Origin of the sequence: Rhodophyticola sp. (assembly GCF_965284195.1) — a bacterium.
Classification (GTDB): domain Bacteria; phylum Pseudomonadota; class Alphaproteobacteria; order Rhodobacterales; family Rhodobacteraceae; genus Rhodophyticola.
In genome coordinates this window covers 3314752-3335005 of record NZ_CBDIRM010000001.1, presented here as the reverse complement: position 1 = coordinate 3335005, position 20254 = coordinate 3314752, and the positions used below count along the sequence as shown (strand labels likewise).

Genomic DNA, 20254 nt, shown 5'->3' with positions numbered 1-20254 from the left:
TCGTGAGGGATGTTGCGGCGGGTCACGAGGGCGCGAGGGCGCGTGACGGGCCGGCGGATGGTGCAGATGTGTCTGTGCGTTTGCGCACCGATATCATGTGTTTTTCACGGGTTTGTGGGGTGAAACACAGGGCCGCACCCCATAACTTCATCTCATCGGACGCAAGACAGCGCCCCGCACAGAAACCGAAACACACATGACCCAGATCCCTGAAAGGACCATTTCAATGACACGCATCGCCCTCACCACCGCCCTCGCCCTGTCGCTCGCCGCCCCGGCCTTCGCGAATGACCAACTGGCCGCTTCCCTCGGCGTCGACGCCGGCGACTACACCGTGGCCGAGCTGATCCAGCTGCGCAGCGCGCTGGAAAACGACGATCACAGCCATGTCGCCTTCCTGCTGAACGGCGGCTCCGAGACGATTTCCACCCAGAGCTTCGCCGCCCCGGCCTTCGCGAATGCGCAGCTGGCCGCTTCCCTCGGCGTCGATGCCGGCGACTACACCTTGGCCGAACTGATCCAGCTGCGCGACGCGCTGGAAAACGACGACCACAGCCATGTCGCCTTCCTGCTGAACGGCGGTGACGAGCAGGTCTCCACCCAGAGCTTCGGGGAGCCCGAGCATGTGGCCATCGCCCGCGCGCTGGTGGGGTTCACCGACAGCGAGAACGAGTGATCGCAAAGGCGGAAGCGGGCGCGCGCGGCCGGGGGCCTCTCCCTCCCCCCGCCGCCGTACCCCGACCGCCGAGAAACGGCCCCCGCGGGTATCCACCCCGGGGGCCGTTTGCGCATGCCAAAGCCGTAAAGGTGTGGCCGGGGATCCGTCAGAGACGTTCGATGGCCAATGCGATGCCCTGCCCGCCACCGATGCACATGGTGATCAGCGCCCTGGAGCCACCGATCCGTTCCAGTTCGTAAAGCGCCTTCACCGCGATGATCGCACCGGTGGCGCCCACCGGGTGACCCAGCGCAATCGCGCCGCCATTGGGGTTCACCCTGGCGGGGTCCAGCCCAAGACCCTTGTTGACCGCCAGCGCCTGCGCCGCAAAGGCCTCGTTCGATTCGATCACGTCGAAATCCGTGACCGACAATCCGGTTCTGGCCAGAAGGTTTTCCACCGCAGGCACCGGGCCGATGCCCATGACCTCCGGCCGGACGCCCGCATGCGCATAACCAAGGATCCGCGCGCAGGGCTTCAGACCGGCGGCCTCGGCGGCCTCGGCCCGGGCCAGAACAAGCGCCCCGGCCCCGTCATTGATGCCGCTGGCGTTGCCCGCGGTTACGGTGCCGTCTTTCCGGAACACGGTGCGCAGCCCCGCCAGCGCCTCGGGCGTGGTGGCCTTGGGATGCTCGTCCGTGTCGAAATCGACCATGTCGCGTTTGATCCGGACCTGCACCGGCACGATCTGATCCCTGAAATAGCCGGCTTCGATGGCTTTTGCCGCGCGGGTCTGGCTTTCCAGCGCAAAGGCATCCTGCGCGGCGCGGCTGATATCATGCTCCGCAGCCACATTTTCGGCGGTCACACCCATATGGCCGGTACCGAACGGACAATTGAGCGCGCCCAGCATCATGTCCGACGCGCCCGCATCGCCCATTTTCTGTCCCCAGCGGGCCTGCGGCAGGATATAGGGCGATCGGCTCATGCTTTCGGCACCGCCCGCCAGACCGAAATCCGCATCCCCCAGCAGCAGGGACTGCACGACAGAGACAATCGCCTGCGCGCCGGAGCCGCAGAGCCGGTTCACGTTCATCGCCGGCGTGGTATCGGGCACTCCGGCCTCCATCGCCGCCACGCGGGACAGATACATGTCGCGCGGTTCGGTGTTGATCACATGGCCATAGGCGACATGGCCGATCTGGCCCCCTTCGACACCCGCCCGTTCCAGCGCGGCCCTGGCCACCGTCGCACCCAGATCGATCGGCGGCGTTCCGGCCAAGGAACCGCCGAACGTGCCGATCGCGGTGCGCGCACCCGACAGGATGACAATGTCGTTCATGTGATCTCTCCTCATCTGACCTGACGCCAAACTAACCGTCAGCCGCGACGGAGGAAACCGGCGCGTTGCGCCATAGAGCGGCTGAAATGTCGCTCAGCCGTCGGATGTCTCCAGCAGCCGGTCGGCGCCGCGCAGAAAATCTTCCGCATGGGCGCCAAGACGGGTCAGAAGCTCGTCCTGAAAAGCCTGCGCAAGGGGGGCCAGTTCTGCCATCATCGCATGCCCCTTTCCGGTCAGCGCCAGCTCGACCAGCCGCCGGTCCGAAATGCTGGTGCGTTTGGTAATGTATCCCGCCTGTTCCAGCCGCGTCGCGGCCCGGCTTACCTTGGATTTGTCCATATCCACGCGGGCATGGATTTCCCGCACGGACACGGCGCTTTCCTGACTGAGATGGGCCACCACGCGCCACTCCGCGCGGGACAGGCCGAACCGCTCCTGGTAGATGCGCGAATACTCCCGGCTCAGCCGGCCCGCCAGAACCGACATCCTGTAGGGCAGGAAGTCATCGAGAATGAATTGCTCGGCCATGGGAAACCCGTTGCAAATGCGACAAAGCCAGACTGGCGCGGTTTGCCCGCCGGTTCAAGAGATTGCCCCCCGCCCCGATATGGGTCCCGGGGGGCCGTGAGATCATGCCGCGGTGAAGCGCAAGGGGCGAACCTGCTGGAACATGCCCGTCGCGCGCAGCTTGTCCAGAACCTCCGCAGGGGGCTGTTCGTCGAGATAGAGCAGCGCGATGGCATCCTGCCCCGCGCCGGAGCGCCCAAGGGTGAAATTCGCGATGTTCACGCCGTTCTCGCCCATGGTCTGGCCCAATGTCCCGATGATGCCCGGCATGTCCGCATTGGTCGTGTAAAGCATATGCGCGCCCACTTCGGCATCGATATTGATGCCCTTGATCTGAATGAAACGCGGCTTGCCATCGGAAAAGACGGTGCCCGCGATCGACCGCTGACGTTCCGCCGTCTTGATCTGCAACCGGATGTAGCCGTCGAAGACACCGGTCTTGTCCTGCGTGGTGGTGGAAATCTCCACCCCCCGTTCCTTGGCGATCACCGGCGCGCTGACCATGTTCACATCCGGGTTCGTGGCCTTCATGATCCCGGCAATCGCGGCACAGTTCAGTGCGTCGACATTCATGTCCTTGACCAGCCCGTTATAGGTGATGGAGATCTGCTGGATCGCCTCGTCGGTCAACTGGCCGACAAACTCGCCGAGATTTTCGGCAAGCCTCACCCATGGGCCCATCACCGCGGCCTCTTCCGCCGTGACGGACGGCATGTTGAGCGCGTTTGAGACGGCGCCGGTCAGCAGATAGTCGGACATCTGTTCGGCCACCTGCAGGGCGACGTTCTCCTGCGCCTCGGTGGTGGCCGCGCCCAGATGCGGGGTCACAACCACATTGGGCAGGTTGAAGAGCGGGCTGTCGGTCGCCGGCTCCACCGCGAATACGTCGAACGCGGCGCCGGCCACGCGACCGGCTTTCAGCGCCACGGCCAGCGCCTCTTCATCCACCAGACCGCCGCGGGCGCAGTTCACGATCCGCACACCCGGTTTCAGCTTGGCGATGTTCGCGGCACTGAGGATGTTCCGGGTCTTGTCGGTGAGCGGCACATGCAGGGTGATGAAATCCGCCCGCGCCAGCAACGCGTCAAGCTCCACCTTTTCGACACCCATTTTCAGGGCCCGCTCCTCGCTGAGGAACGGATCGTAGGCGACGACCTTCATCTTCAGCCCCAAGGCTCTGTCGCACACGATAGAGCCGATATTGCCCGCGCCGATCACTCCCAGCGTCTTGTTGGTCAGCTCCACGCCCATGAACCGTGACTTCTCCCATTTGCCTGCGTGGGTGGAAGCATTCGCCTCGGGGATTTGCCGCGCCACGGCCATCATCATCGAAATGGCGTGTTCGGCGGTGGTGATGGAGTTTCCGAACGGGGTATTCATCACGATGATCCCCTTCTTGGACGCTGCGGGAATATCGACATTGTCGACCCCGATCCCCGCGCGCGCCACCACTTTCAGATTGCTTGCCGCGGCGATGATCTTTTCGGTCACCTTGGTGGCGGACCGGATCGCCAGCCCGTCATATTCGCCGATCACGGCAAGCAGTTTCTCCTTGTCCTTGCCGATGCTCGGATCGAAGGTCACCTCGATCCCGCGGTCGCGGAAGATTTGGACGGCGGTTTCGCTCAGCTTGTCGGAAACCAGAACTTTGGGGGCCATGTCAGGCGCTCCTTTGTCGAAAAACAGGGTCTAATAAGGGGATCAGGCAGCTTCGGACCGGGCAGCGATCTCGGCATCGAACGCCCAGGAGAGCCATGGCAGCAGCGCCCGGATATCCGACGTTTCAATCGTCGCGCCGCACCAGATCCGCAGACCCGGAGGCGCATCGCGATAGGCCCCGATGTCGAGAGCGATACCTTCCGCCTCCAGCCGCCTGGCCACGGCTTTGGCAAAACCCGCCCCGTCGGTGATCCGTCTGTCGGTGAATTTCAGACAGACGGACGTGTTCGACCGCGTCCGGGGATCCACCGCGAGATTTTCGATCCACGGCGTCGCCTCGACAAAATCGAAGATCGCCTGCGCATTGGCATCGGCACGCGCCATCAGTGCCGGCAGCCCGCCGATTTCACGCGCCCAGTTCAGCGCAAAGAGATAGTCTTCGACGGCCAGCATCGACGGCGTGTTGATCGTGGCGCCCGAAAAGATGCCGTCGATCAGTTTGCCGCCCTTGGTCAGCCGGAAGATCTTCGGCAGCGGCCAGTCCGGCACGTAGCTCTCCAGCCGCTCCACCGCCCGCGGGCTGAGGATCAGCATGCCATGGGCCGCCTCCCCGCCCATCACCTTCTGCCAGGAGAAGGTGGTGGCATCCAGCTTCTCCCAGGGCAGATCCTGCGCGAAAGCGGCGCTGGTCGCATCGCAGAGCGTCAGGCCGGCCCGGTCGGCGGGGATGACATCCCCGGTTGGCACCCGCACGCCGGATGTGGTGCCGTTCCATGTAAAACAGACATCGTTATTGTAGTTTAATGCGGCCATATCGACGATATGGCCATAATCCGCGGTATGAACCTCGGCCTCGATCTTCAGCTGCTTGACCGCATCGGTGACCCAGCCCGCGCCAAAGCTTTCCCACGCGACCATGTGAACGGGGCGTTCGCCCAGCAGGTTCCACATCGCCAGCTCGAACGCGCCGGTGTCGGAGGCGGGCACGATCCCGATCCTGTAATCCGCCGGAACGCCGAGCAGGTCGCGCGTGCCATCGATCGCTGCTTTCAGCTTGGTCTTGCCGATATCGGCGCGATGCGACCTGCCAAGTGTGGCATCCGCAAGTTTCTCCAGCGACCATGTGGGGGGTTTGGCGCAAGGCCCGGACGAAAAACGCGGATTGACCGGCCGCGCGGCCGGGGTGTTCGTAACCATCGGTGGTATCCTCACAGATATGCGCCCCTCGTTGGGGAGGGGTGTCCCACCGACGCTGATACGACCGGAACACGCGCCGCACAAGTCGGAAAGCGCGCGCGAACCGCCGCAAAACGGCCACAGCCCGTGCGACGGCGCGTCGCGGCCGGGAGCGCCGGTGAAGACCCGCATCGGCCGGCAAAGGGCGCGGAACAACCGGGGGTAGAGAGAATTGGCTTGCCTGACCCGGATCGCTAACGGTAAACGGGAAACAGACGACCGTGCACACGTATAGGAAGAGTCCACCCGTGAGAGACTCAATACAGGCTCAGATTTTCAATCTGAGTGATTTTCTGCCCTTCCAGATGTCCGTGGTGTCTACCCGGCTGTTTCAGACGATCATGGCCGATAGCGGGCTTCAATTGCCCGAATGGCGGATCGTGATGGCGCTGCCCGGCAATCAGCCCTGTTCGTCGAACGATCTTTGCATCCTGACCGCGATGGACGCGGCCCGCGTCAGCCGGGCACAGCGCCGTCTGGAGGAACTGGAGCTGATCGAGGTGAAACCGGATATGGCGGACCGTCGGCGGCTGATCGTGCAGTTGAGCGAGGCCGGAATGCGGGAGTTCGACCGTCTGCAGGCCGCGGCCCGCATGGCCGAGGCGGAGCTTCTGGACAATATGCCGCCAGCGGATCGCGCCCGGCTGAAATCGGCCGTGTCCCGGCTGTTCGACAAGCTCTAGGACGCGCCCGCCCGTTTCCCGTCGTTGCGCCGAACAGATGACCCTGCCTGTCATTGCCCCGACAACCGGGAGTATTTTCGGGTTTGGAATGCGACTGACTCGCAAAACCATTGACTTTTTGCGAGTCAGTCTCAATATCAAGTTTGACGGCCTTCAAACATGCGGATTCCGAATCGATGCTGAAACATCTTCTCATTGTATTGGCCACCACTCTGGCGCTGACCGGCCCCGCCATGGCGCAGGATCGGCTGGACGTCGTGGCGACAACCGGCATGATCGCCGATGCAGCGCGGGTCGTCGGCGGCGACGCGGTCGAGGTGCGCGCGCTGATGGGCCCGGGCGTGGACCCTCATGCCTACCGACAGACCCGCAGCGACATCGTCGCGATGACACGGGCCGATCTGGTGCTTTGGCACGGCCTGTTCCTCGAAGCGCAGATGGAGAGCTTCTTTGCCGATCTCGGTCAGGAACGTCTGGTCGTGGCCGTCGCCGACGGGCTGCCGCGCGACGTGCTTGTTGCCCATGACGATTATGCAGACCGCTTCGACCCCCATGTCTGGATGGACCCGGATCTTTGGGCGCTGGTCGTGACCGAGGTGCAAAACGCCCTGACCGAGGCGCAGCCGGAAAATGCCGATCTCTTCGCGGCCAATGCCGCGGCCCATATGGAAGATCTCGCCGCCCTGTCGGCTTATGCGGATCGGGTTCTTGCCAGCGTGCCGGAACCCGCTCGCGTTTTGCTGACGGCCCATGACGCCTTCAACTATTTCGGCGCCGCCCATGGATTCGAGGTGATGGGAATTCAGGGCATCTCGACCGAATCCGAAGCAGGGCTCGCCCGCATTTCCGATCTCGTCGACCTGCTGGTCGACCGGAATGTCGGGGCAGTGTTCGTGGAAAGCTCGGTCTCCGACCGCAATGTGCGCGCGCTCATCGAAGGCGCCGCGGCCCGCGGCCACGAGGTGATCATCGGCGGCGAACTCTATTCCGACGCGATGGGGCCCGATGGCAGCTATGAAGGCACCTATCTTGGCATGATCGACCACAATGTAACGGTGATCGCCCGCGCCCTTGGCGGCACCGCTCCCGAACGGGGCATGAATGGCCTGCTATCCGCAGGCATGTGAGAGGACCATATGACCGCACTTAATCTGGCAACCCAAAACGGGCTTCGTCCCGAGGCAGCCGAGATTGCGACCAGCCCCCTTGCCATACGGGGGCTGACCGTGTCCTACGGAGAGAAACCGGCCATCTTTTCCGTCGACATGACGATCCGGCCCGGCTCGATGACCGCGATCATCGGGCCGAACGGCGCGGGGAAATCGACCCTGTTGAAGGCCGCGTTGGGTATCATTCGCCCGCTGTCCGGCCAGACCACGGTTTTCGGCCGCCCGCTCGACACGCAGCGGGCGCGGATCGCCTATGTGCCGCAGCGCGCCAGCGTCGATTGGGATTTCCCGACCACCGTACTCGACGTGGTTCTGATGGGGCTCTACCGCGAGCTGGGCCTGCTGCGGCTGGTCCGAAGCAGCCACCGGAAAACCGCGACCGACGCACTGCGACGGGTCGGCATGGCGGATTTCGCAGACCGGCAGATCGGGCAGCTTTCCGGCGGGCAGCAACAGCGGGTGTTCCTGGCCCGCGCCCTGGCCCAGGGCGCCGATCTCTATCTGCTGGACGAGCCCTTTGCCGGCGTCGACGCGGCCACCGAAAAGGCCATTATCGCCGTTCTGAAAAGCCTGAAGGCGGACGGCAAGACCGTGGTTGCCGTGCATCATGACCTGGCAACGGTCGAGCAGTATTTCGACCACGCCTTCCTGATCAATGTCCGCCCGGTCGCCGAAGGCACCGTGGCCGAAGCCTTCACCGCCGAAAGCCTTCAGGCGGCCTATGGCGGGCGGCTGGCAACGGCACAGATCGACCGGCTCAGTCAGGCAGGCTGACATCATGCTTTTCGAGGCTTTGACCCTCCAGCTTGGCTACAACGCCACGCTGGTCGCCATCGGCGCGATGCTGCTTGGCATATCGGCGGGCGCGACCGGAACCTTCCTCTTCCTGCGCAAACGCGCCCTTGTGTCCGATGCGATCAGCCACGCCACCCTGCCCGGTATCGGTCTGGCCTTCATCTTCATGGTCTGGCTGGGCATGGACGGGCGCAGCCTGCCGGGTCTTCTGATCGGGTCGGCACTGTCGGCGTGGATCGGGCTGCTTTGCGTGCAATGGCTGACCGGAGGCACCCGGCTGAGTGAGGATTCCGCGATCGGCGCGGTCCTGTCGGTGTTTTTCGGGGCCGGCATCGTTCTGCTGACCGTCATTCAGGGGATGAGCGCCGGGCGGCAGGCCGGGCTCGACTCGCTTCTTCTGGGCTCCACCGCGGGCATGCTCTTCTCCGACGCGGTGCTGATCGCCGGTGGCGGCGCGCTTGTTCTGATGCTTACGCTTTTGCTGCGCCGTCCCATGTCGCTTGTCGCCTTCGACAGCGACTTTGCCGCAGCCTCCGGGCTGAACGTGCCGCGGATCGACCTTGCCACCATGGGTCTTGTCCTCGCGGTGACGGTCGTCGGCCTCAAGATCGTCGGCCTGATCCTGATCGTGGCGCTTCTGATCATCCCGCCGGTGACGGCGCGGTTCTGGACCGAACGCACCGAACATGTCTGGCTGATCGCGGGCGCTCTGGGCGGAGCATCGGGCTATATCGGGGCCGCCATTTCCGCCTCTGCGCCGGCCTTGCCGACCGGGCCCATCATCGTGCTTGTGGCCTTCGCCTTCTTTGCGGTTTCGCTTCTGTTTTCGCCAGCGCGCGGCGTTCTGTCCTCGGTCCTTCGCCATCGGCAGTATCAGCGCCGCGTGCATCTTCGGCAGGGCCTTCTGGCGCTGGCTCAGGGGCAGCCGATCTATGAAGGCTACACGCTGCGCCTTCTGCAACGGGAGGGTCTGGCCCGTCCGGACGGCGTGGCCACCGGCGACGGGCAGGCCCGCGCCGCCAAGGCCCTGCTGGATGAAAAACGCTGGGAGATCCTGCGCGGGTTGCAGGCCCATGAGGCCACGGCGGCCCGCTACGACGGGTTGACCGGTCTGGAAACCATCCTGACCGAGGATCAGTTGCGCGATCTGGATACCCGGATTGCCGCCCCGCGGGAGATCGCCCCATGACCGACGCCGAGTTCGTTCCCTTGTCGCTGACGCCGATCCTGATCGGGATATTCGCCGCCATCGCCTGCGCGCTTCCGGGGAATTTTCTGGTCCTGCGCCGGCAGGCGCTGATTGGCGACGCGATCTCACACGTCGTCCTGCCCGGCATCGTGGTGGCCTTCCTGCTGACCGGTGCCGTCACCGCCTGGCCGATGATGCTGGGCGCGGCCGGTGCGGCGCTGATCTCCGTCGTCCTGATCGAGGCGATCCGACGTCTGGGCCGCATCGAGACCGGCGCGGCCATGGGTGTCGTCTTCACCGCGATGTTCGCAGCCGGCGTCCTGCTGCTGGAGCGCTCGGACACGTCTTCGGTGCATCTGGATGTGGAGCATGCGTTGATGGGCAATCTGGAAAGCCTGATCTGGCTTGAGGCGACGGGCTGGCGCTCCCTGCTCGACCCGCAGGCGCTGGCCGGTCTGCCGCCGGAACTTCCCCGCCTTGCGCTGGTGCTGGCGCTTGTCATCGCCTTCACCTGGGTTTTCTGGCGCCCGCTGAAGATCTCCACCTTCGATGAAGGCTTTGCACAGGTCCTTGGCATGCGCACCGATCTTCTGGGCATCGCCCTTGTGATGATCGCCGCGATCGCCGCCGTTGCCGCCTTCGATGCGGTGGGCTCGATCATCGTCATCGCGATGTTCATCTGCCCGCCGGCGGCGGCCCGGCTGATGACCGACGATCTCGCCCGGCAGGTGGGATGGAGCGTGGTTTTCGCCACGCTCTCGGCGATCCTCGGCTATGTTTTCGCAGGCTACGGACCGCTCTGGCTTGGCGGCAGCGATTCCGTCAGCGCCGCGGGCATGATTGCCACGGTCTCGGGCGTGATCCTTGCCCTTGCCGCGCTGTTCGGGCCACGCCGCCGCGGCATGATGGCCTGATCCCGCGCGGCCGCACCGCATCCGAAAGGTCGCATTCAGGCTTGAGCGGGGGCGCATCCCAGCGTAAGCACAGTCTACTTCGGTCCGGGCGGTGCGAGTCGTCCGGGTAAAAGGGAACACGGTGCGGGCGTCAAACCCCAACTCCGTGACTGCCCCCGCAACTGTAAGCGGCGAGCGCGGCTGAATAAAAACCACTGGCCCCCTCATGGGGTTGGGAAGGTCCAGCCAAGCATCGACCCGCAAGTCAGGAGACCTGCCGAGGTGATCACCCTGTTCGGGCGCGGAGGGCGTCATGGGCAACGGTCTTTCCGTCGTGGTGGCACTCTCACCGTCTGCGGCGGGGCCATCCCCCTTCCAATGACAGCCTTGACACCACCGAGACCCGACAGATCGGGCCGGAAAGGGGGATATCATGAACAAGACACTGGGCGCCGTCGCTGCGACCCTTCTGACAACCACATCCGCACTGGCGCAGGACGCGCCGGTGTTCACGCTGAACGAGATCATCTTCTCCGCCGGCCTGACGGCCCTCGAGGCCAGCCGCACCGGCGTTTCCGTGCAGGTCATCGACGAAGACGATCTCCAAGCCGAAGGTGACCGCCCGCTTGTGGATGTGCTTGATCGCCTGCCCGGCATCTCGATCACCCGCAACGGGCCGCTGGGGACGCAAACCGCGATCCGCGTGCGTGGTCTGAACAACTACTACACACCGGTCCTGATCAACGGGATCGACATGACCGACCCGGCTTCGACCCAGACGCAGTTCGATCTCGGCTCCATCACCACGGCCGGGATCAGCCGGATCGAAGTGCTCTATGGGTCGCAATCGGCCATCTACGGCTCCGAGGCGATTGCCGGCGTCATCAACATCACCACGCTGAGCCCGCCCGAAGAGAACGGCACCGAAGTGACCGTCGAGCTTGAGGCGGGCAGCTACGAAACCTATAGCGGGCTGATCGGGATCGGCACCCGCTTCGACCGCGGCTCGGTTGCGTTGAGCTACGGCCATGTCGGCAGCGAGGGATTTTCGGCCGCCGATGAAAATCAGGGCAATACCGAAGCCGACGGCTTCGAGTCGAACACGGCAACCCTTCAGGCGGAGTATGAGCTGACCGACAGCGTGAGCATCGGGGCCAGCCTGTTTTTCCAGACCGCCACCTATGAATATGACGCGGGCGGTGGGGCAGGCGGCGATGCCGGCCGGTTTGCAGAGGAGGAGCGCCTTGGCGCGCGGCTTTTCACAACCTTCGACGCGTTCGGCGTCGATAACCAGATCGCGCTGACCTACTCGAAAACGGATCGGGCACAGTTCAATATCCCGGCCTCTTTCAACACGCCGTTCATCGGCGAGCGCATCGGTCTTGGCTATCAGGGCACGATCGGTCTGCGCAACGATGGCACACTGACCTTCGGCGCGGACCGGACGCGGGAGGAGTTCTTCGTCGGCCCCTCGTCATTCTCCACCTCGTCCTCAGGCGATATCGACCTGACGGCGATTTATGCGGATCTGAACATGCCTCTGACCCCCGATCTCGATCTGGGGGCCGCGCTTCGCTATGACGATCACTCGCTTTTCGGATCGGCGGTAACGGGCCGGGTCGCGCTGGCCTGGCGCCCGGCGGCGGGCACGGTGGTCCGCGTCAGTGCCGCAACCGGTTTCCGCGCTCCCTCCCTCAACGAGCTGTTCGGGCCATTCGGGTCGAACCCCGATCTGGATCCCGAGGAAAGCCGGAGCTTCGATCTGGGCGTGGAGCATGATTTTGGCCGTGGCCGCGTGACGGCCACTCTTTTCTACACCGAAATCGACAACCTGATCGACTATGTCTTCCCGGTGCCGAATGCCTATGTTCAGATACCCGGCACATCGGTTACCCGCGGGATCGAACTGTCGGGGCAATACGAGCTGACCGATAACCTCTCTGTCTTCGGGAACTACACCTATACCGACGCGCGCGCCGCCGACGATACGCGCCTGCGCCGGGTGCCCTATCACGACGCCACGCTCGGGATCAGCGGCACATTCGGCACCGGCTGGAGCGCGGATTTCGCCCTTCAGATGGTCCATGATCGCGTCGACCCGGCACCGGTGGAAAACTACGCGGTCGCCAATGCCAGCATCGGATATCGGGTGAACGAGGCGACGGATGTCTATCTGCGCGTGGAGAACCTGTTTGACGAGCAATATCAGGCCATTCGCGGATATGGCACCAGCGACAGGGCGGTCTATCTTGGCCTGCGGTCCCGTTTCTAGGCGCCTGTCCGGCGCTCTTCTGGCGGTGGCCCTGACGGTCGCCGCCAGCATGTCGCATGCGGCACCGCCGCAGCGTGTCGTGTCGATGAACCTCTGCACGGATCAGCTTGCAATGATGCTGGCCGCACCGGGACAGTTGATTTCGGTCAGCGATATCGCGTCGGATCCGATGATCTCTCCGATGCATGTCGAGGCCGCGGCCTATCCGTCCAATTCCGGCGGTGCCGAGGAGATCTATCTGCTGAACCCGGATCTGGTGCTTGCGGGCGTCTATTCCGACCCTGCCGTCGTTTCCATGTTGCGCCGTCTCGGGATCGACGTCGCCCAGATCGACATCGTGACCGGGCTGGATGAGGTGGCCGAGCGTCTCGGCGAAGTCGGCGCGCTTCTGGGGCGGGAGACTGAGGCGCAGGCCGAAATCGCCCGGTTCGAGACGGGTCTGGCCATGGTCCGCCACGCGCAGACCTGGCCCCGCGCCGCGTTCTACTATCCCAACGGATATTCGCTCGGCACCGGCACACTGTCCCACGACATTCTGACGACCGCCGGGTTTCGGCATATCGCCGAAGAAATGGGCCGCAATACCAGCGGCCGGCTGGCGCTTGAGCTTCTGGTGACGGCTGCGCCGGACCTGGTGATCAGCACCGGCACCTATCCGGGCAACTCCCGATCCGAGGAAATCCTTCGTCATCCGGCGCTGGAAGCGCTCGTTTCGGCGGGGCATCGCCATATCAGCGGGCCCGATTGGGTCTGCGGCACCCCGCGTGTCCTGACTGCGCTGGCCGACCTGCGCGCGGCGCACCGCGCGATGGAGGTGGAATGAATCTTTCCCGTCTCCTCGGTATCCTGTCGGCCATCGTCGCGACCCTGTTCTGCGCCTCGCTTCTGATCGGGCCGGCGGGGTTCGGCATCGGCGACAGCATCTCCGCCCTGGTACGTGGCGACGGCGAGGCCGTGACGCTGGTGATGCGGGAGATCCGCCTGCCCCGCGCGCTTCTGGCGGTGATGGTCGGGGTCAGCCTCGGCCTTTCCGGTGCCGCGCTTCAGGGCTTTCTGCGGAACCCGCTGGCGGAACCCGGGCTGATCGGCGTCACCTCCTCGGCAGCGCTTGGCGCCGTCATCGCGCTGCAAACGGGCTTCGCCGCCAGCTTCGCGCTCGCGCTTCCGGTTTCGGCTCTGATCGGCGCTTTGGTCTCTGTTCTGCTGCTGCTCCTTCTTGCCGGACCACGCGGCGGATCGCTGACACTGATCCTCGCGGGCATCGCGATCAGCGCGCTGGCAGGGGCCTTTCTGTCGCTGGTGCTCAATCTTTCGCCCAATCCGTTCGCGGTAAGCGAGATCGTGTTCTGGATGCTCGGCTCGCTCTCGGACCGGTCCTTCGACCATGTCCTGATCGCCCTGCCGGTCATGGCCCTTGGCTGGGCGCTTCTTGCGAGCCTCGGGCGCGGCCTTGATGCGCTGACCCTCGGCCAGGATGCAGCCGCCTCGATGGGCATCAATCTGGGCCGGCTTCGCCTCCGCATGGTGGTGGGCGTCGCCGCCTCCGTCGGCGCGGCCACTGCCGTGGCGGGCGCCATCGGTTTCGTGGGTCTTGTCGTGCCCCATATCCTGCGCCCGTTTGTCGGCGCGCGCCCCGGTGCGCTTCTGCCGGCTTCGGCCCTTGGCGGTGCGGCGATGGTGCTGGCCGCCGATATTGCCGTACGCCTGATCCTGCCCGACCGTGATCTGAAACTCGGCGTGTTGATGGCGATCATCGGCGCGCCGCTGTTTCTGCACCTGATCTACAAGACACGGAGGCAGATGACATGACCGCGCTGGCCGTCACGGATCTCACCGTTCTTCGCGGCGAATGTCCGGTCGTCGATCAGGTGAGCCTGTCCCTGCGGGCCGGGGAGATTACCGGGCTGATCGGCCCCAACGGGGCCGGAAAAACGACCCTGTTGCGGGCAATTCTGGGTCTCCAGCCCCATTCCGGCACCTCCAGCCTCGCCTCGGTTCCTGCCCGCCAAAGGGCCAGAACAGTCGCCTGGATGCCGCAGAACCGGGAAATCGCCTGGCCCGTCGCGGTGGAGACCCTTGTCATGCTGGGCCGCGTTCCGCATCTGGCGGGCGGTGCGAAACCCAGCGCCGAGGATCGTGCCGCGACGGCCCGCGCCCTTGCGGACATGGCCCTGAACGGGTTCGAAAGCCGCGCGGCGACCGACCTGTCGGGCGGCGAACAGGCCCGGGTTCTGATTGCCCGCGTTCTGGCGCAGGAAACGCCGATCATTCTGGCCGATGAGCCCATTGCCGGACTCGACCCCGCCTTTCAGATCGCCACGATGCAGATTTTCCGGTGCCTTGCGGATCAGGGAAAGACGATACTTGCCGCACTTCACGATCTGGGCCTTGCCGCACGCCATTGCACGCGGCTTTTGCTGCTCGACAAGGGTCGCCTCGTTGCCGATGGGCCGCCCAGGGACGTGCTGACGCCCGAAAACCTGCACAGCGTTTTCGGGATAGCGGCCCATGTCATGGAAACCGAGCATGGCCTGATTTTCCAGCCGTTGGAGATCACCCGATGATCCGCGTCACCCTGTCCCGCCCGTGGCTGATCGCGGATCTGGCGCAGGAGATGCGCGTGTTGAGCTGGGCACCCCACAGGCCCGGACTGGTGCTTGCCCGGCAGGTTATCTGGCGGGAGGTGCGCGACGCGGATCTGCCCGAAGGTCTGGACGCGGCGGCATGGCTCGCCCGCGAAATGGCCGCGATAAGCCGGGCCGATGCCGTGGCGATGCTGACGTCCCGGAATGTCGGAAAACATAGTCTGATACAGGCAGAATCGGGTGATACCAAGGCCTCCTGCCTCGCCACGGTGGGCCTGTCGAATGCCGAGCGGGTCGGCCATCGCCAGCCTGTCCTTGCGGAAAGCCATGGCACCGTCAATCTGCTTGTTGCCCTGTCTCAGGGGCTTGGCACCGCCGCGATGACCGAAGCGATGTCGATCGCCGCAGAGGCCCGCACCGCCGCCATAATTGCCCATGGGCCAGACCTGCCCGAAGGCCCCGCAACGGGCACCGGCACAGATTGCATCGCCCTGGCCTGCCCCTTTGGAGACCGCGCCTATGCGGGCCTTCATACCGAGATCGGCGAAGTGATCGGGCGCGCGGTTTATGACGCAGTCGCCCGGGGTACGCGGGACTGGATGACAACGGAGGCCCCGAGATGAAAGCCTTCCCGCCCGGCCGGATCGTCTGCCTGACCGAAGAGACGGTCGAAACGCTTTACCTGCTGGGCGAGGATCACCGCATCGTCGGCGTAACGGGTTATGCCGTCCGCCCACCTCAGGTGCGGCAGGAAAAGCCGCGGGTCGGCGCCTTCACGTCTGCCGATATCCCCAAGATCCTCGCCCTGGAGCCTGATCTCGTTCTGACCTTCTCCGATCTTCAGGCCGATATCGTCGCGCAGCTGATCCGCGAGGGGGTGGCCGTGCATGCGTTCAACCAGCGCGACATTTCCGGCATTCTGGCGATGATCCGCACGCTGGGCGCTCTGGTCGGTGCGGGCGCCAAGGCCAAGGCGCTGGCAGCAAGGTTCGAGGCGCGGCTTCAACGTCTCCGCGACAGGCCCCGCCCCGCCCGACCGAGGGTCTATTTCGAGGAATGGGACGACCCGCCGATTTCCGGCATCGCCTGGGTCAGCCAGTTGATCGAAATCGCGGGCGGCATCGATGTCTTTGCCCATCTGAGCGGCGAACCCGCCGCCAGAAATCGCATTATCGACCCGAAAGAGGTGATCGATGCCGCCCCCGACGTGATCATCGCAAGCTGGTGCGGCAAGAAAGTCCGCCCGGAACGGATTGCGGACCGCCCCGGCTGGCAGGACATACCGGCGGTGAGAGCAGGCCGGATCGCCGAGATCAAATCTCCGCTGATCCTGCAACCGGGCCCCGCGGCGCTGGGCGACGGGCTGGACGCAATCGAGAAGATCCTTTGGGGTGACTATTCAGGAAAAAGGGCGCGCGCATGACCGATCTTGTCGAGTTTCTGAGCCGGGGCGGTCCCGCGCTCTGGGCCATCGCCGCGCTGTCTGTCGTCACTCTGGCGCTGATCTTCTGGAAAATCTGGCAGTTGGCGCAGATGGGCGCCTGGTCCGACGGCACCCAGACCGACGAGGCGATCGGGCATTGGCAGGGCGGCGATGCGGCATCCGGTTTGCGCCATATCAGCGGACGCAGATCCCTGCGGGCGCAGATGGCCGTTGCCGCGATGGAGGCGCGTCAGGATCCCGGCCTGACGGCGGAGGCCGCCCGCGAAGAAACAACCCGTATTGCGAAATCCCTGCTGTCCGACGCGCGCGGCGGGCTTCGCGCATTGGAGCTTATCGCGGCGATTGCGCCTCTATTGGGCCTGTTAGGCACTGTTTTGGGCATGATTGCCGCGTTTCAGGCACTTCAGGTCGCGGGCACACGCGCCGACCCGGCCACGCTTGCCGGTGGCATCTGGGAGGCGCTTCTGACAACCGCCGCGGGGATGGCCGTCGCGATCCCGGCCTCGATGGCTCTGACATGGTTCGAAACTGCCGTGGATCGGGTGCAGGCGGATATGGAGGATGCCGCCACGCGCATCTTCACGCGGGGGCCGCGATGAGCTTTCAGTTCGCCCGGACAAGACCCAGCCGTCGCCCCAGCCTGACGCCGATGATCGACGTCGTGTTCCTGCTTCTGGTGTTTTTCATGCTGGCCGCCCGGTTCGGTCAGGACGGCGCGTTGCCATTGAGCCTTTCAGGGTCGGGCAGCACCTATTCCGGCCCGCCGCGGCTGGTCGATGTCCTTCCGGAAGGGCAACGTCTGAACGGGCAGGCCGGAGAGGTTGCGGAAATCGTGGCCCGGCTGAATGACCTGGCAGACCGGCCGGATGACACCGTCGTCTTGCGCGCGGTCGACGGTGCCAGCCTGCAACGCCTGGTCACGCTGATGTCCGCACTGGAACAGGCCGGCTTCACCCGCCTGGTGCTGGTCGAATGATCTCCTTCGGCCAACCCTCCCGTCGCCCCCGCGGCGAAGCGATCGTTCCGATGATCAACGTGGTGTTCCTGCTGCTGATCTTCTTTCTGATGACCGCGCAGATCGCCCCGCCCGACCCGCTGGACGTGACCCCGCCCAGTGCTGCGGCCACCCCGGCCGATCCCGCGCCAGACACGCTTTACATCGATGCGAACGGCGCACTGGCGTATGAAATACACCAGAACGACGCCGTGTTCGCGGCACTTGCCATGCGGGAGCCCGGGCCGCTGACACTCCGCGCGGATGCGGCGTTGCCGGCACGCGATCTTGCGCGCATTCTCCCCCGTCTTGCGGCAATCGGGATCACGGACATCGCGCTTGTGACGGAGGCGCCATGAACAGGCTGCTTCAGATCTTTGCCTTTCTGACCGTTTCGGTTGCCGTTCACGCCGCCGTCTTCGTCCAGCTTTCCGATGGCGCAGCCTCGCGCGCAGGCCCGTCGGGCGCCGCGGAGACGACGTTTCAGGCCGCATCGGGCGAGATGGCCGAACTGGTCGCGCGCTGGACCACGCCGCCGGATGTGGCGCAGCCCTCTGCTCTTGCGCCCCCAAGCCTCGCACAGCTGCCCGTTCCACCAACGCCGACCGACGCGGCGCCGAGACCGGCCATGCCGGATGCGCTGCGCCAGCCGGTCCTGCCGGAACCTGTGCCGACAGTGCCGAACGCCGAGACGCGGCTCAGCAGCTTGCCCGATATCCGTGTTGCAAATCTGACAAGTCCGGAGCTTCAGAGCGCGCCGCAAACGGCCCTGCCGCCGCCCGAGATGGTCCGCCGCGCCGCGCGGCCCGAGTTGGCGCTCCCGCCGATGTCGGACACGGCACCCGGACCTGTGCCCGACGCCACATCGCCCCTCGCCGTTGCCCACTCGGACCGTCCCGTGGCCCGCCCGGAACGGCCCGAGGCCCCGGCACCGGCCATGGCGGCGCAAGCCCGCCAAACCGCCGGGGAGCAACGCGGTGACGCCGCGCGGGGCAATGTCCGGCAAGCCTCCGACACCACGATATCCGCATCACAACGGCAAAGCCTCGTGGCGCGTTGGGGGGCACAGATCGAAGCCCGTATCGAGCGCCGAAGACCAAATGTCGGCGGGCAGCAGGGGGCCGTGACCCTGCGCCTGAACATCGGACGGGACGGGCATTTGCAGAGCCTGGCGCTCATCCAGTCCTCGGGCAATCCCGAGATCGACGAGGCGGGCATCAGGGCCGTCCGGAGGGCGGGCCGATTTCCCGCAGCGCCTGATGGCCTCTCGGAGCAGAGCTATCGGTTCGATCTGCCGATCCGGTTTCGCTGACCGCAACAGAAACGGGGCGATGAATCTGCACCGCCCCGTTTCAAACCCGTTTCAAGACCGCGCATCAGTCAGTGGCGTCAATATACATCGCCGCCAGTTCCGCAGTCGTATAGTCGGCCGGATTCACACCCAGATAGGCCGCCAGCTGGGCATTGCCGCCATTTGCGCTCCGGTTCTGGGTCGACACGGTTTCGGGCCCGTCCTGGAGGATGTGACGGATCGCGATGGCATCGTCATCGGACATCGCGTTGGAAAGCTGGATCAGCTCAGCGGTGGTATAGACATCGGGCTCGACACCAAGCGAAGCCGCCAGTTGCGCATCATTCGCGACGGCGGGAACGGCGAGGGTCAGGGCCAGTGCGGCACCAAGGGGAAGGATCATGCGTGTCATTGTCTTTTCTCCGACATTTCGGGGCAAACCGGTCTGATCTGCCCTCCATGACCTGAAGATGGGCCGGAGACGGCGGTAAAACTTGAACCCATCGATCCAGTTTTTGAACCAAACCGTTTAGTTTAATTTTTGGCGCCTGTAGCCCGAAGGCGTCATTCCGACCGCCGATTTGAAACTGCGGGACAGATGGGCCTGATCCGCAAAGCCGGTGGCCATCGCGATGGCGCCAAGGCTGAGCGCCGGGTCGCGCAGACGCGTTTTCGCGGCATCGAGACGCCGCCGCATGACCAACGCCTGAGGCGTGATGCCGGTGGTCTGCTTGATCGCGCGCACCAGTGCGGAATCGGACATACCCAGATGATGCGCCAGTTCCGGCGTGCGCAAAGGCTGGTCGATCCGGCGATCGATATAGTCAAGCAACCGCGCGTATCGCTCCGTGGTCAGCCCACCGGTTTCCGCAAACGGAGCGTCGTCGGTGATGGCATAGCGCCGGACCAGCGTCACCACGAACACCCGCGCGAGTGCGTCGAACAGGACAGCCTGGCCCGGGCCCGGCTCCTCAAGCGCGATCTTCATCTGCAGGGCCCAGTCGCGCAGGTCCGGGTCTTGCAGGACGTTGCTGCCATCAAGGCGGGACCCCACGGTCAGAACCCTCAGGTCGCCCTGAATGAAATGCTGAATCCGCTCCGGATGCGCGCGGATCAGCAGGAAATTGACAGGCGCCCGCCATTCCCAACTGCAGACCGCACCCACTGGCATCACGACCATCGAGCCGGGAGGCAGATCGAGCGGGGTCTGCCTGCCATCCCGGCGCTGAAGACCGGCGGCGGCATCGGGTTGAAGCGGAATCAGCAGGCAGTGGTCGGGCAGGCTTACCGGAGCCATCGGCCCGGCCTCCATTTCGAAGTAATCGGCCCTGAGCAGCTGTTCGGTTCCGCCGCCGGGCAGACGGGTGGAACTGAGCCGCGCCGTGTCAAGCCAGAGCCTGCTGCTATGGACTCCCATACCACCCTCGATAAAACCGAACCGTTCAGTTTAAAATAGAGTATGATCCGGGCAGCGCAA

Annotated in this window: 21 protein-coding genes, 1 pseudogene and 1 riboswitch; of the genes and pseudogenes, 16 read left to right on the top strand and 6 right to left on the bottom strand. The window is 64.9% G+C overall.

Features of this window, described 5'->3' with window-relative positions:
• Positions 1-226 precede the first annotated feature (226 nt).
• Complete coding sequence (locus tag ACQ651_RS16680) at positions 227-676, top strand: hypothetical protein (RefSeq protein WP_430448011.1); 450 nt, start codon at positions 227-229, stop codon at positions 674-676.
• A gap of 148 nt (positions 677-824) precedes the next feature.
• Here the strand turns inward: ACQ651_RS16680 and ACQ651_RS16675 are convergent, their stop codons facing one another.
• The 4 genes from ACQ651_RS16675 to ACQ651_RS16660 form a co-directional block, all read right to left on the bottom strand.
• Positions 825-2000, bottom strand: a complete 1176-nt coding sequence (locus ACQ651_RS16675) for an acetyl-CoA C-acyltransferase family protein (RefSeq protein WP_430449898.1) — start codon at positions 1998-2000, stop codon at positions 825-827.
• Between the two features lie 93 nt (positions 2001-2093).
• Positions 2094-2528: a MarR family winged helix-turn-helix transcriptional regulator gene (locus ACQ651_RS16670; protein WP_227286447.1), complete on the bottom strand. Its 435-nt coding sequence runs from the start codon at positions 2526-2528 to the stop codon at positions 2094-2096.
• A gap of 102 nt (positions 2529-2630) precedes the next feature.
• The gene (gene serA / locus ACQ651_RS16665; RefSeq protein ID WP_227286449.1) at positions 2631-4226 is read right to left on the bottom strand and encodes a phosphoglycerate dehydrogenase; all 1596 of its coding nucleotides are present in this window, start codon (positions 4224-4226) and stop codon (positions 2631-2633) included.
• Positions 4227-4268: 42 nt separating this feature from the next.
• On the bottom strand, positions 4269-5423 hold the full coding sequence (locus ACQ651_RS16660; protein ID WP_430449897.1) for a phosphoserine transaminase: 1155 nt from the start codon (positions 5421-5423) through the stop codon (positions 4269-4271).
• A gap of 287 nt (positions 5424-5710) precedes the next feature.
• On the opposite strand from ACQ651_RS16660, the gene ACQ651_RS16655 reads away from it, so the two are divergent.
• The 15 genes and pseudogenes from ACQ651_RS16655 to ACQ651_RS16585 all read left to right on the top strand — a co-directional run bounded on the left by ACQ651_RS16655 (position 5711) and on the right by ACQ651_RS16585 (position 18798).
• Complete coding sequence (locus ACQ651_RS16655; RefSeq protein ID WP_227286452.1) at positions 5711-6145, top strand: MarR family winged helix-turn-helix transcriptional regulator; 435 nt, start codon at positions 5711-5713, stop codon at positions 6143-6145.
• A 176-nt stretch (positions 6146-6321) separates the two neighbouring features.
• Complete coding sequence (locus ACQ651_RS16650) at positions 6322-7272, top strand: metal ABC transporter solute-binding protein, Zn/Mn family (RefSeq protein WP_227286454.1); 951 nt, start codon at positions 6322-6324, stop codon at positions 7270-7272.
• A gap of 9 nt (positions 7273-7281) precedes the next feature.
• A complete protein-coding gene (locus tag ACQ651_RS16645) occupies positions 7282-8088 on the top strand; it encodes a metal ABC transporter ATP-binding protein (RefSeq protein ID WP_227286456.1) in 807 nt (268 codons plus the stop codon).
• 4 nt (positions 8089-8092) lie between these two features.
• On the top strand, positions 8093-9298 hold the full coding sequence (locus tag ACQ651_RS16640; RefSeq protein ID WP_430449896.1) for a metal ABC transporter permease: 1206 nt from the start codon (positions 8093-8095) through the stop codon (positions 9296-9298).
• Entirely contained in the window at positions 9295-10212 is a 918-nt protein-coding gene (locus tag ACQ651_RS16635; RefSeq protein ID WP_430449895.1) for a metal ABC transporter permease, read from the top strand. Before ACQ651_RS16640 ends, ACQ651_RS16635 begins: the two co-directional genes overlap by 4 nt.
• Positions 10213-10275: 63 nt before the next feature.
• Positions 10276-10487, top strand: a riboswitch (cobalamin riboswitch).
• A gap of 137 nt (positions 10488-10624) precedes the next feature.
• A complete protein-coding gene (locus ACQ651_RS16630) occupies positions 10625-12463 on the top strand; it encodes a TonB-dependent receptor plug domain-containing protein (protein WP_430449894.1) in 1839 nt (612 codons plus the stop codon).
• Positions 12464-12512: 49 nt separating this feature from the next.
• Positions 12513-13286 (top strand): ABC transporter substrate-binding protein, encoded by a 774-nt coding sequence (locus ACQ651_RS16625; RefSeq protein ID WP_430449893.1) that lies wholly within the window; start codon positions 12513-12515, stop codon positions 13284-13286.
• Positions 13283-14272, top strand: a complete 990-nt coding sequence (locus tag ACQ651_RS16620; protein WP_430449892.1) for a FecCD family ABC transporter permease — start codon at positions 13283-13285, stop codon at positions 14270-14272. Before ACQ651_RS16625 ends, ACQ651_RS16620 begins: the two co-directional genes overlap by 4 nt.
• Positions 14269-15027, top strand: a complete 759-nt coding sequence (locus ACQ651_RS16615; protein ID WP_430449891.1) for an ABC transporter ATP-binding protein — start codon at positions 14269-14271, stop codon at positions 15025-15027. The genes ACQ651_RS16620 and ACQ651_RS16615 overlap by 4 nt, the downstream gene beginning before the upstream one ends.
• Positions 15024-15671, top strand: coding sequence for an adenosylcobinamide amidohydrolase (locus tag ACQ651_RS16610; RefSeq protein WP_430449890.1), 648 nt, complete (start codon positions 15024-15026; stop codon positions 15669-15671). The genes ACQ651_RS16615 and ACQ651_RS16610 overlap by 4 nt, the downstream gene beginning before the upstream one ends.
• Positions 15668-16471 (top strand): cobalamin-binding protein, encoded by an 804-nt coding sequence (locus ACQ651_RS16605; protein ID WP_375551107.1) that lies wholly within the window; start codon positions 15668-15670, stop codon positions 16469-16471. Before ACQ651_RS16610 ends, ACQ651_RS16605 begins: the two co-directional genes overlap by 4 nt.
• Before the next feature lie 14 nt (positions 16472-16485).
• Positions 16486-17091: pseudogene (locus tag ACQ651_RS16600) on the top strand (MotA/TolQ/ExbB proton channel family protein); the annotation flags it as partial.
• Positions 17088-17468 carry an ExbD/TolR family protein gene (locus tag ACQ651_RS16595; protein ID WP_227286472.1) on the top strand — a complete coding sequence of 127 codons (381 nt, stop codon included), beginning with the start codon at positions 17088-17090 and terminating at the stop codon, positions 17466-17468. The pseudogene ACQ651_RS16600 and the gene ACQ651_RS16595, both read left to right, overlap by 4 nt.
• Positions 17465-17845 (top strand): ExbD/TolR family protein, encoded by a 381-nt coding sequence (locus tag ACQ651_RS16590; RefSeq protein ID WP_227286474.1) that lies wholly within the window; start codon positions 17465-17467, stop codon positions 17843-17845. The genes ACQ651_RS16595 and ACQ651_RS16590 overlap by 4 nt, the downstream gene beginning before the upstream one ends.
• Positions 17842-18798, top strand: a complete 957-nt coding sequence (locus ACQ651_RS16585; protein ID WP_430449889.1) for a TonB family protein — start codon at positions 17842-17844, stop codon at positions 18796-18798. Before ACQ651_RS16590 ends, ACQ651_RS16585 begins: the two co-directional genes overlap by 4 nt.
• 64 nt (positions 18799-18862) lie before the next feature.
• Here ACQ651_RS16585 and ACQ651_RS16580 read toward each other — a convergent pair whose 3' ends face one another.
• Entirely contained in the window at positions 18863-19189 is a 327-nt protein-coding gene (locus tag ACQ651_RS16580) for a hypothetical protein (RefSeq protein ID WP_430449888.1), read from the bottom strand.
• A gap of 117 nt (positions 19190-19306) precedes the next feature.
• The gene (locus ACQ651_RS16575; RefSeq protein ID WP_430449887.1) at positions 19307-20194 is read right to left on the bottom strand and encodes a helix-turn-helix domain-containing protein; all 888 of its coding nucleotides are present in this window, start codon (positions 20192-20194) and stop codon (positions 19307-19309) included.
• Between the last annotated feature and the right edge of the window lie 60 nt (positions 20195-20254).